This is a genomic window from Bathymodiolus azoricus thioautotrophic gill symbiont (assembly GCF_001298715.1).
Lineage (GTDB): Bacteria > Pseudomonadota > Gammaproteobacteria > PS1 > Pseudothioglobaceae > Thiodubiliella.
This window is the reverse complement of the sequence record NZ_CDSC02000264.1, coordinates 1-11,269: the sequence shown is the minus strand read 5'-3', so window position 1 is coordinate 11,269 and position 11,269 is coordinate 1. Positions and strand designations below refer to the sequence as shown.

The window sequence follows — 11,269 nt, the reverse complement described above, 5'->3', positions numbered from 1 at the left end:
TAAGGTTTTTTGTGGTGCTGGATAAAAAGCAGTTTTGTTGATTTGGATGGTTGGAAAAATGGGGTGGTTTTGGTTTGGTTTGGAATGAGTTTTTAAGGGGCGACTAATTAGTAAGAAGGCTAGACTGCAAGGAAAAGAAGTTGCAGACCCTTATTTAATAGCTAAGGCAAAAGTATTAAATATTTGCGTTGTAACCGAAGAAAAACTCAAGGATAATGCCGCAAAAATTCCCAATGTGTGTCAAAATTTTGATGTCTGTTGTATGAATTTAGAGCAATTTATGCAAAAAGAGAGATGGTCTTTTTGATAACAAGGGGCGCTAAACAAAAAGAACAATCAACTTTATCAGTTAAATACAAGACTATTCAGGGTAAAATTTTTAGTTTTGTGATTGTGATTAATTATGATTGAATATATCCCAGGTTTAGCAGGCGTTCCAGCAACAGAATCGTCTATTTCTTCAATTGATGGCAAAAACGGTATTTTGGCGTATCGTGGTTATTCGATTGAGGATTTGGTGAAATACGCATCGTTTGAAGAAGTGGCAATGTTGCTTAGAGATGGTGAATTGCCAAGTGCTGATGCTTTATATGATTTTAAAGAGGCATTGCATCAGCGTTATGAAGTTAAGCGTGGTATTCGTGAAATGATGTGGGCATTGCCGGCGAATGGGCATCCGATGGATGTTTTACAAACAGCAATTGCATCAATGGCAACTTTTTATCCTGATGCGGGTGCGCAGGACCCAAATTCAGCTTATACGCAGAGCGCACTTACAAAAATTATTGCCAATATGAGTACGCTGGTGGCAATGTGGGCGCGTATTTCAACAGGCTATGATCCGATTCCACCGAGTAAGGAAATGTCATATGCTAAAAACTTCTTAGCCATGTCATTTGATGAAGAACCAGATGATGATATTGTTAAATTATTTGATGCTTGTTTGATTTTGCACGCTGAACACACGATTAATGCCAGTACTTTCTCGGCAATGGTAACTGCTTCTACACTTGCCAACCCGTTTTCCTCGGTATCAGCAGCGGTTGGCACTTTGGCGGGTTCTTTGCATGGTGGTGCCAATGAAGATGTTTTAAATATGTTGGATGAGATTGGTGATGCTAAAAATGTTCGTGCCTATATCAAAAATCGCCTCAAAAATAAAGAAGTAATTTGGGGGTTGGGACATAGAGAGTATAGTGTTAAAGATCCTCGTGCCACAATTTTACAAGGCATGATTGAAGCTTATATTAAGAAGAGTAATATGGTGCTTTCTAAACGCTTTGAAACAGCACTAGAGGTAGAGCGCGTTTGTGAAGAACTACTTGGCGCTAAAGGCGTTTATCCGAATGTTGACTTCTATTCAGGTATTTTATATTCTGAGATTTTCAAAATTCCACGCAAGCATTTTACCCCGATTTTTGCAATGGCACGCTCGAGTGGTTGGGTTGCACATTGGCATGAACAGGTTGGGCATAACCGAATTTTCAGACCAACACAGATTTACACGGGTGCAGATTTCAGGAAGTACCCTAAAAAATAATCACATCAAGGACTCTTATGGAAAACACGACACATTTTGGCTTTAAAGATGTTGCTACGCAAGACAAACAAGGCATGGTGCGTAGTGTTTTTGACTCAGTCGCTAATAAATATGACTTGATGAATGATGTACTATCATTTGGTGCGCATCGACTCTGGAAGCATTACACCATTGCCACTTCAAATGTCAAAGCAGGTGATAAAGTCTTAGATATTGCTGGCGGTACGGGAGATTTAGCACGCGCCTTTGCGATGAAAGTGGGTGATACAGGCCAAGTTGTACTTTCTGATATTAACGCTGCGATGCTGGGTGAAGGGCGTAAAAACTTAATCAACAGAGGTGTTCCGGGCGTGGCGTTCGTGCAGTTGAGCGGCGAGCAAATACCATTTTCAGACAACACTTTTGATTGCGTATCGATTGCTTTTGGTTTGCGCAATGTAACGGACAAAGACCAGTGCATTGGTGAGATGTATCGTGTTTTAAAGCCAGGTGGTTGTCTGCTAATCTTAGAATTTTCTAAAACAGACATTGCCTTATTGGAAAAATTCTACGACTTCTATTCGTTTAATGTGATGCCACAGCTTGGTAAAATCATTGCTAATGATGAAGAGTCTTATCAATATTTAGCTGAGTCTATTCGCAAACACCCTGACCAAGAAACACTAAAGCAAATGGTGTTAGATGCGGGATTCGGTACTTGTGAATATCACAATCTCTCCGGTGGAATCGTAGCATTACATAAAGGTATTAAGGTCTAAAACCTTATGCAGTCTATGATTTTACAGAGTGCGCTAAACCATTTGCTTGAAGCGCATCAAATTGATATCCGTCCATTAGACGGCAAAACCGTGTATTTTTCTTTGCAAGATTTACCGATAGCGGTTAATTTTATTTGCACTAACGATCGTATTTTCGTGACTACTGACGCCACTATTAACGCTGATGTTGACATCAAACTTAAGTCCAATGTATTTTTGAAATTAATTCAAGGCGAGGATTTAACGGAATTGTTAAGACAAGATAAAATCATGATTCATGGTGATGTTAAAACAGCGCAATTATTGGTTGATTTATTACAACAAGTTGAGTTTGATTTTGAAGAAGCATTGTCTAAATTCACAGGTGATATTGTTGCGCACCAAGTAGGTAAAATCGCAAAAAAATTCAAATCATCTGATAACTCTTTGGCATCTATTAAGGATAAAATTACTAATTTCCTTATTACACCAAAACGGTTTCACTGATGCGCAATTTGGCTCGATTTATTGCTATTATGCGTATTTTGATGCGTTATCGAATAGACGCTTTGATATTGTCAGCATCTTTTTTAAAGCGTTTTAAGCCACTGCTATATCTAACACCTTGGCATTATATTCCCAGAAAAAAATTTACTAGAGGCGAGCGCATTCGTTTGGCGCTTGAAGCATTAGGGCCAATTTTTATTAAGTTTGGGCAAACGCTATCTACGCGCCGTGACTTACTACCTGAAGATATTGGCAATGAGCTTGCTAAGTTGCAAGACGCCTGCCCTGCCTTTGATAGCATGCAAGCAAAAGCAATGATTGAAGCATCATTGGACGGCAGTACAGAGCAATTATTTAGCAAGTTTGATATTGAGCCATTGGCAAGTGCTTCTATTGCACAGGTGCACACTGCCGTTACTCATCAAGGTGATGAAGTGGTGGTTAAAATTGTGCGACCTGATATTGAGAAAATTATTAAGCGTGATATTGCACTGATGTACATCTTTGCAAAATTCATTGACAAGTATCCGATTAGTAAAAAAGTACGCCCAACTGAGATTGTTGCTGAGTTTGAAGGCATTATCTTAAATGAACTCAATATGTTGAGAGAGGCGAAAAACGCCACACAATTGCGAGAAAATTTTCAAGATTCTGATTTGTTGTATGTGCCTAAGGTGCATTGGGATTTGTGTAGTGAGGAAGTGCTGACGACTGAGCGTATTTATGGCACGCCAGTGGGTGATATTGCTCAACTAAAGGCAGATGGTGTTGACCTTAAAAGGTTGGCAGAAGAAGGCGTGATTATTTTCTTCACACAAGTATTTAAGCATAATTTTTTTCACGCAGATATGCATCCTGGTAATATTTTTGTTGGCCTAGAAGGTCGTTATATTGGCGTTGATTTTGGCATTATGGGTGTGTTGGATGAGTCGGACAAGGATTTTTTAGCTAATATGCTTTTGGCATTTTTTAACCAAGATTATCACGGCGTTGCTAAGGCCTATATTGAATCGGGTTGGGCAAGCGCCAGTACCGATGTGCGTGCTTTTGAGCAAGCAATTGGTAGAATATGTGAGCCGATGTTTGAGAAATCTCTGGATGAAATCTCATTTGGGCAGGTGTTGTTGGACTTGATGGCTGAAGCGAAAAATTTTGATATCACTGTTCAGCCACAACTGTTGTTATTGGACAAGACATTATTAAATATTGAGGGTTTGGGTAGGCAACTTTATCCACAATTGGATTTATGGGCAACGGCAAAACCTTTTTTAGAGGATTTAGTTAAGGAAAAATACAGTATGAAAAGTGCGATTGAAAAACTTAAAGAAAAAGCACCAGAACTTTTAAAAGAAATTCCTGAATTACCAAGTTTGATATCAAACGCACTCAAGCAGATGAACAATATCAGCAATATCCAAAGTGAGCAAACCAAGGCAATTATTGACCAACTAAAAGACAATTCTAATCGACAAACTTCAGCTATTTTCTCAGGTGCTTTGCTTATTCTCTCAGGTATTTTAGCACTTAATAATTTGTTGGTTGCTGCTGGTGTTAGTGTCGTAGTCGCTTTAGTGTTCTGGGTTAAGTCTAGATAATGACTTTTCCTATACATTTTCGGGTAAAATTACACGCTTGATATGTTTGGTCGCAAAATATATCATCTGATAACACTCTATTAAGAGTGTTTTTTACTTTCTAAAAAAGGATAAGAAAAATGAGTATTACAATTAACGCTATAATGCGCAAAGATCAGGGGAAAGGTGCGAGCCGCCGCCTGCGTCATCAAGAACAAGTTCCTGCCATTGTTTACGGTGCAGGTAAAGAGCCAAGCGCAATTACGCTAAATGTCCACGAAATAGGACATCTTTTAGAAAACGAAGAAGCCTATACTTCAGTGCTAGATTTGGCGATTGATACAAAAGTTGAGCCGGTTATTATTAAAGACCTGCAGCGTCATCCAGCTAAAAATCTTGTTACCCATGTAGACTTCTTGCGTGTTGATATGAAGAAAGAGATTGCTACCAGTATTCCATTGCACTTTATGGGTGAGGAAGACAACGAGGCAATGCGTCTTGGTGCGATTCTTAACCAATTTGTTACTGCGATTGAGGTTTCTTGTTTGCCGGCAAACTTGCCACATACTATTGAAGTTGATATTAGCAATCTTGCCATGGATGAGCATATCAGCTTGACAGGGTTAGTAATGCCAAAAGGCGTTACTATCACTGCATTAACACACGGCGATATTGAAGCACACGACCAAAGTGTTGTTGCTGTTCAAGAGCCTAGATTAATGGCTGAAAAAGAAGTTGTTGATAGCGAAGGTGAAGAAGGTGCCGGTGATAAAGTTGAAGGTGGTGACGACAAACCTGAAGGCGATTCAGAATAAAACCTTGATTTGCAGTTGTGACGATTAAACTGATTGTTGGCTTGGGCAACCCAGGTAAGGACTATCAGACGCATCGTCATAATGTGGGCTTTTGGTTTTGTGATGCGCTTGCGCGCTTATATACGGGTGCTTTTAAGAAAGAATCTAAGTTCTTTGGCGAAGTGGCGCAGGTTAATATTGCAGGTGTGTCTGTACGGTTACTAAAACCAAATACTTATATGAATGCTTCTGGGAAGTCAATTCAAAGTATTGTTAACTTTTATCAAATTGATGCAAAGGAAATTCTGATTGTACACGATGAACTGGATATTGACCCTGGCACAGTAAAGATTAAATTTAGTGGCGGTCATGGTGGACATAACGGACTTCGTGATACGATTAAGGCGTTAGGTAATAAGGATTTTTATCGCTTAAGAATTGGTATTGGTCATCCAGGTGATAAATCTAAGGTGGCAGATTTTGTGCTACACGCACCTAACAAATCAGAAATTAGAGTGATTGAAGATGTTTTGAGCGATTCGTTGAATGTTATTGAACAGGTTGTTAAAGACAAAGTCGAATTGGCTATGCAAACACTACACACGGAATAGAAATATGGGATTTAAATGTGGCATCGTTGGGCTACCCAATGTAGGAAAATCAACTTTATTTAATGCATTGACGCAAGCAGGCATTGAATCGGCAAACTATCCATTTTGCACCATTGAGCCAAATGTTGGCATTGTGCCGATGAACGATAAGCGTTTAGAGCAATTGGCTGAAATTGTTAGTCCCGAGAAAATCTTACCAACGACAATGGAATTTGTGGATATTGCAGGCTTGGTTGAAGGCGCATCAAAAGGTGAAGGGTTGGGCAATCAATTTTTAACCAACATTCGTGAAACCGATGCGATTGTGCATGTGGTTCGTGCTTTTGATAACGATGATATTATCCATGTATCTGGCAAGGTATCACCATTAGACGACATTGAAATTATCAATACAGAATTAATCTTAGCAGACTTAGCCGCGGTTGAAAAACTTCACGATAGAGCGCTAAAGAATACCAAGTCGGGACAAAAAGACGGCATCCCTCTTAGAGAGTTACTAGAAAGAATTTTACCTGCGTTAGAAGAAGGAAAACCTGTTCGCGCTTTAGATTTTAATGAAGAAGAAATCAATTTGTTAAAAGGTTTTCAGTTGCTGACTATCAAGCCTGTGCTTTACACAGCTAATGTTAGTGAAGATGGTTTTAATGACAATCCACACCTAGATGTTATTCGGAAATTTGCAGATGCTGAGGGTGCAGAAGTGGTTGCAATTTGTGCGAATATTGAAGCGGATATTGCCGACATGGAAGAGGATGAAAAGCAAGAATTTTTATCTGAAATGGGTCAAGATGAAGCTGGGCTTGATCGTTTGATTAAAGCAGGTTATCACTTGCTTGGCTTGCAAACTTATTTTACTGCAGGCGTGCAAGAAGTGCGTGCTTGGACGATTAATATTGGTGATAGTGCGCCACAAGCAGCAGGGAAAATTCACGGTGACTTTGAGAAGGGTTTTATTCGTGCGGAAACGGTTGCTTTTGATGATTTTATCGAATGTAGGGGTGAAAAAGGCGCAAAGGAAGCGGGGAAATTGCGTGCAGAAGGAAAGGAATATATTATGCAAGATGGCGATGTGGTACACTTCTTATTTAATGTTTAATGCTTTAGGATAACAATCAATGATAGCAAAAAAACAAACCAAAGTATTAATTATCCTAGATGGTTGGGGGCATTCAGAAGTTGAAGAGAATAACGCTATTGCCTTAGCAAAAACGCCTGTTTGGGATAGACTTAATAATAAACACCCTAACACTCTGATTCTTACTAGCGGTAAAAAAGTTGGATTACCTGGTGAGCAAATGGGTAATTCTGAAGTAGGACATCTTAACCTTGGTGCTGGGCGTGTGGTTAAGCAGGATTTCACCCGAATTCATAATGACATTCAAGAAGGCGACTTCTTTAGAAACCCTGTCTTAAAAAATTCCCTTGAATATGCTAATGACAACAATAAAGCAGTCCACATTATGGGTTTGTTATCTGACGGTGGCGTACATTCACACGAAGAGCAAATTCACGCCATGTTGGAAATGACTAAGAAACATGATTGTAAGGAAGTCTACTTGCATATATTTTCTGATGGTCGAGACTGTGCACAAAAGAGTGCAAAAGGCTACATTCAAAAATTAGAAGAGAAAATTATTGAAGTGGGCGTGGGTGAAATTGCTAGTGTGATTGGTCGGTATTTCTCTTTGGATAGGGATAATCGCTGGGATCGCGTGCGTTCTGCTTATGAATTAATTGCCAAAGGTAAGGGCAAGTTTTTAGCGCAAAGTGCAGTTGAAGCTATTAATATGGCATATGCGCGTGGCGAAACAGATGAGTTTGTTCAGTCAAGTGTCATCAAATCGCCAACAAAAATTAATAAAGGCGATGTGATGATTTTTATGAATTATCGCGCCGACCGTGCCAGGCAAATTACTCAGGCATTAACTGATGAAAATTTTCAAGGTTTTTCGCGTGGTAATTTTGTACCCACGCAATTTATTTGCTTGACAGAATACAAAAAAGACTTTAACTTACCAGTGGCTTATCCACCTGCAAAGCTTAACAATGTGCTGGGTAAATATCTGTCTAACTTAGGCATGACACAACTTAGGATTGCTGAGACTGAAAAATATGCACATGTCACTTTCTTTTTAAATGGCGGTATTGAGCGTCCATTTTATGGAGAAGACCGCGTACTGATTCCATCGCCAGATGTAGCAACTTATGACCTGAAGCCAGAAATGAGCGCCTTTGAGTTAACGGATGATTTGGCTGAGAATATTGAAAGTCAGAAATATGATTTGATTATTTGTAACTTTGCTAATACTGATATGGTTGGGCATTCTGGGAAATTAGAGGCGACTATTAAAGCGGTTGAGGCAGTTGATAAATGCCTTGGTATCATTTATCAGTCTATATTTTCTATTGATGGAGAAATGCTAATTACTGCCGACCATGGCAACGCCGAACAAATGGTTAACCCTGAAACGGGCGAAGTGCATACCGCACATACAAATAATCCAGTGCCACTTATCTTTGTGAGTGGGCGTGAAGCAGCAATTGCCGAACCTAAAGAGGGTGCATTATCTGATGTTGCACCAACATTGCTATTAATGATGGGTGTTGAACAGCCCGATGAAATGACAGGCTCTAGTCTGCTCACATTTAAATAAATTACTTTTTAAAAACAGGAGAAAAAATGAAACAATCTAATTTTATTGCCCCGTCAATCTTGGCAGCAGACTTCGCCAAGTTGGGTGAAGAAGTTGATAATGTATTAAGCGCTGGCGCTGATATTGTGCATTTTGATGTGATGGATAATCACTATGTACCAAACTTAACAATTGGTCCATTGGTTTGTGAAGCATTACGGAATCATGGTGTAACTGCACCGATTGATGTGCATTTAATGGTTAAACCAGTAGATAGAATTATTCCTGACTTTGTTGCTGCAGGTGCATCATATATTACTTTTCACCCAGAAGCTTCTGAGCATGTTGACAGGACGCTTGGTATGATTCAAGAGGCGGGTTGTAAAGCAGGGCTGGTGTTTAATCCAGCAACACCTTTACATGTACTAGAAAATATTATGGATAAGTTAGATATGATTTTGTTAATGTCGGTCAACCCTGGTTTTGGTGGTCAATCTTTCATTCCACACACGCTAGAAAAGTGTAAGCAAGTACGACAATTGATTGATGCGAGTGGCAAGGAGATTCGCTTAGAAATGGATGGCGGTGTGAAAATTGATAATATTCGTGAAGTTGCAGTTGCAGGCGCAGATACCTTTGTTGCAGGTTCAGCCATCTTCAATACTAACGATTATAAAGCAACCATTGATGAGATGCGCGCTGAATTAGCCAAAGCTAACTAGAGCTAATTATTACTTATACCGTAAGGCTTAGGTATAATACTGCGTTTTACGATTTTTGATTTTTAAAAATCAACAGTTGAATTGGGAGTTTATTGAACGCCCAATTTATTTTAATGTATCACACAGCTTGGCATATTAGTCAGGGTGCTCTTTGAGAAAGAAGGGTTGACTAATAGAAGTTGTGGAAGGAAAAGACAAGAGGTCTTTTTAATAACCCCGGAGAAATAATATGGCAAAGACATCCATGAAGAGAATGTTAGAGGCTGGTGTTCATTTTGGTCACCGCAGTCGTTTTTGGCACCCAAAAATGGAGCGCTACATTTATGGCGCTCGTAATGGTGTGCATATCATCAACCTAGAAAAATCACTACCAATGTTTAACGATGTGCTTAATTTCGCATCAAAAACAGCAGCAGCTGGTGGCTCTATTTTGTTTGTTGGCACAAAGCGTGCAGCAAGTGACATCATGAAAGAAGAGGCAATCCGTTGTGGTATGCCATATGTGAACCACCGTTGGTTGGGTGGCATGATGACAAACTACAAAACCATCAAAGCCTCAATTAAGCGTCTAAAAGATTTAGAATTTTTAGCAGAAGAAAACTTTGCTCAATTCGGCAAAAAAGAAGCGTTAATGATGACACGCGAAATGGAAAAACTAGAGCGTAGTTTAGGCGGTATTAAAGATTTAGGCGGTATTCCCGATGTGGTGTTCGTTATTGATATCGGTCATGAGAAGAACGCCGTCAAAGAAGCACAAAAATTAAGCTTGCCACTAATCGGCATTGTGGACACTAACCACAATCCAGAAGGCATCGACTATGTGATCCCAGGTAATGACGATTCAATCAGAGCGATTGGCTTCTACGCAAGAGAAATTGCAAATGCAGTTTTAGAGGCAAAAGCTTCAATGCCAATACAACAAACTAAAAAACCAACTACCATAAAGAAAACTGTTGTTAAAGAGCCTGTGATTAAGAAAGCAGTTGTTAAAGAAGAGGCTGTTAAAGAAGAGAAAAAACCTGTTGAGAAAGAAGCGACTAAAAAACCAGTTTCTGAAAAAACAGCAAAGAAAACCAGCAAGCTCAACAAAACAGCACTAACCGCTATGAAAAAAGCAGAATTAGAGCGTTATGCACAAGAGCAAGGTGTTCAGGTTAATGCCAGCGATACTAAAGGCGTAATGATTGAGAAAATTCTTGCATAAACAATATAGATAGATTAGGAGATAGTTATGGCTATTACAGTATTAATGGTTAAAGAATTAAGAGAAAGAACAGGCGCAGGCATGATGGACTGCAAAAAAGCATTAAGTGAAACCAATGGTGATATGGAAGCAGCGATTGATTTAATGCGCACCTCAGGCGCCGCTAAGGCCGCTAAGAAGTCAGGGCGTATTGCTGCAGAAGGTTTGGTTAAAGTTAATGTTAGTACTGATGGAAAAACAGCAACTATTTTAGAGGTTAATTCTGAAACAGACTTTGTTACTAAAGGTGATGTCTTTATTGGTTTTGTTGATGCATTAGGTGAATTGGCACTTAAAACAACCCCTGCTAATATTGAAGCGTTTTTAGCGCAAACCATGGAAAATGGTGATTCATTAGAAAAGGCACGCGAAGATATCGTTGCTAGTACTGGTGAAAATGTAACCATTCGTCGTGTAGCAACTGTGAATGCAAATGATGGTGTTATCGGTGTTTATAAACACGGTGAGCGTATTGCGGTATTAAGCGTATTAGAGGGTGGTGATGAAGACTTGGCAAAAGACATTGCCATGCATATTGCAGCTTCTAAGCCAGAGTGTATTTCTGAAGATGAATTATCTGCAGATATTCTTGAAAGAGAAAAGGCGATTTTTGTAGAGCAAGCAAGAGAATCTGGCAAACCAGACAACATCATTGAGAAAATGATTGGTGGTCGCATGAAGAAATTTATCAACGAAGTCACACTTTCTGGTCAAGCTTTTGTTAAAGACCCAGATACAACAGTGGGTGCATTGGTTAAATCAAAAGGCGCCACAATCAAGTCATTTGTTCGTTTTGAAGTGGGCGAGGGCATTGAGAAAAAAGAAGAAAATTTTGCTGATGAAGTAATGGCTCAGATTAAAGGTTAATTCTTTTTGACTCGTCTTGAGATTTACTATATGATCACAGG

Annotated in this window: 12 protein-coding genes; all 12 read left to right on the top strand. The window is 39.4% G+C overall.

The annotated features are described in order from the left end of the window. The first annotated feature begins 106 nt into the window (after window positions 1–106). The 12 genes from BAZSYMA_RS10680 (at window position 107) to tsf (ending at window position 11,228) form a co-directional block, all read left to right on the top strand. Window positions 107–307, top strand: a complete 201-nt coding sequence (locus tag BAZSYMA_RS10680) for a DUF4411 family protein (RefSeq protein ID WP_195910108.1) — start codon at window positions 107–109, stop codon at window positions 305–307. A gap of 96 nt (window positions 308–403) precedes the next feature. Then, on the top strand, window positions 404–1,540 hold the full coding sequence (locus BAZSYMA_RS05105) for a citrate synthase (protein ID WP_090716331.1): 1,137 nt from the start codon (window positions 404–406) through the stop codon (window positions 1,538–1,540). Between the two features lie 17 nt (window positions 1,541–1,557). Next, window positions 1,558–2,298: a bifunctional demethylmenaquinone methyltransferase/2-methoxy-6-polyprenyl-1,4-benzoquinol methylase UbiE gene (ubiE, locus tag BAZSYMA_RS05100; protein WP_090716329.1), complete on the top strand. Its 741-nt coding sequence runs from the start codon at window positions 1,558–1,560 to the stop codon at window positions 2,296–2,298. Window positions 2,299–2,313: 15 nt separating this feature from the next. Then, window positions 2,314–2,784 (top strand): ubiquinone biosynthesis accessory factor UbiJ, encoded by a 471-nt coding sequence (locus BAZSYMA_RS05095; RefSeq protein ID WP_195910107.1) that lies wholly within the window; start codon window positions 2,314–2,316, stop codon window positions 2,782–2,784. After that, complete coding sequence (gene ubiB, locus BAZSYMA_RS05090; RefSeq protein ID WP_090716323.1) at window positions 2,784–4,379, top strand: ubiquinone biosynthesis regulatory protein kinase UbiB; 1,596 nt, start codon at window positions 2,784–2,786, stop codon at window positions 4,377–4,379. Before BAZSYMA_RS05095 ends, ubiB begins: the two co-directional genes overlap by 1 nt. A gap of 119 nt (window positions 4,380–4,498) precedes the next feature. After that, entirely contained in the window at window positions 4,499–5,173 is a 675-nt protein-coding gene (locus BAZSYMA_RS05085) for a 50S ribosomal protein L25/general stress protein Ctc (RefSeq protein ID WP_090716321.1), read from the top strand. Window positions 5,174–5,190: 17 nt separating this feature from the next. Then, entirely contained in the window at window positions 5,191–5,763 is a 573-nt protein-coding gene (gene pth, locus BAZSYMA_RS05080) for an aminoacyl-tRNA hydrolase (RefSeq protein WP_090716318.1), read from the top strand. 4 nt (window positions 5,764–5,767) lie between these two features. After that, a complete protein-coding gene (gene ychF, locus BAZSYMA_RS05075; protein ID WP_090716315.1) occupies window positions 5,768–6,859 on the top strand; it encodes a redox-regulated ATPase YchF in 1,092 nt (363 codons plus the stop codon). A 19-nt stretch (window positions 6,860–6,878) separates the two neighbouring features. After that, a complete protein-coding gene (gpmI, locus tag BAZSYMA_RS05070; protein WP_090716312.1) occupies window positions 6,879–8,417 on the top strand; it encodes a 2,3-bisphosphoglycerate-independent phosphoglycerate mutase in 1,539 nt (512 codons plus the stop codon). Between the two features lie 26 nt (window positions 8,418–8,443). Beyond that, window positions 8,444–9,118, top strand: coding sequence for a ribulose-phosphate 3-epimerase (rpe, locus tag BAZSYMA_RS05065; RefSeq protein ID WP_090716309.1), 675 nt, complete (start codon window positions 8,444–8,446; stop codon window positions 9,116–9,118). A gap of 229 nt (window positions 9,119–9,347) precedes the next feature. Beyond that, on the top strand, window positions 9,348–10,322 hold the full coding sequence (gene rpsB, locus BAZSYMA_RS05060; protein WP_090716306.1) for a 30S ribosomal protein S2: 975 nt from the start codon (window positions 9,348–9,350) through the stop codon (window positions 10,320–10,322). 27 nt (window positions 10,323–10,349) lie between these two features. Next, window positions 10,350–11,228 (top strand): translation elongation factor Ts, encoded by an 879-nt coding sequence (gene tsf, locus BAZSYMA_RS05055; RefSeq protein ID WP_090716303.1) that lies wholly within the window; start codon window positions 10,350–10,352, stop codon window positions 11,226–11,228. The last annotated feature ends 41 nt before the right edge of the window (window positions 11,229–11,269 follow it).

What these genes read in the sequence shown, in the direction of transcription:
- ychF (WP_090716315.1), top strand. Translation starts at nt 5,768, where the DNA reads ATGGGATTTAAATGTGGCATCGTTGGGCTACCCAATGTAGGAAAATCA.
- ubiB (WP_090716323.1), top strand. Translation starts at nt 2,784, where the DNA reads ATGCGCAATTTGGCTCGATTTATTGCTATTATGCGTATTTTGATGCGT.
- BAZSYMA_RS05085 (WP_090716321.1), top strand. Translation starts at nt 4,499, where the DNA reads ATGAGTATTACAATTAACGCTATAATGCGCAAAGATCAGGGGAAAGGT.
- ubiE (WP_090716329.1), top strand. Translation starts at nt 1,558, where the DNA reads ATGGAAAACACGACACATTTTGGCTTTAAAGATGTTGCTACGCAAGAC.
- rpe (WP_090716309.1), top strand. Translation starts at nt 8,444, where the DNA reads ATGAAACAATCTAATTTTATTGCCCCGTCAATCTTGGCAGCAGACTTC.
- tsf (WP_090716303.1), top strand. Translation starts at nt 10,350, where the DNA reads ATGGCTATTACAGTATTAATGGTTAAAGAATTAAGAGAAAGAACAGGC.
- gpmI (WP_090716312.1), top strand. Translation starts at nt 6,879, where the DNA reads ATGATAGCAAAAAAACAAACCAAAGTATTAATTATCCTAGATGGTTGG.
- BAZSYMA_RS05105 (WP_090716331.1), top strand. Translation starts at nt 404, where the DNA reads ATGATTGAATATATCCCAGGTTTAGCAGGCGTTCCAGCAACAGAATCG.
- BAZSYMA_RS05095 (WP_195910107.1), top strand. Translation starts at nt 2,314, where the DNA reads ATGATTTTACAGAGTGCGCTAAACCATTTGCTTGAAGCGCATCAAATT.
- rpsB (WP_090716306.1), top strand. Translation starts at nt 9,348, where the DNA reads ATGGCAAAGACATCCATGAAGAGAATGTTAGAGGCTGGTGTTCATTTT.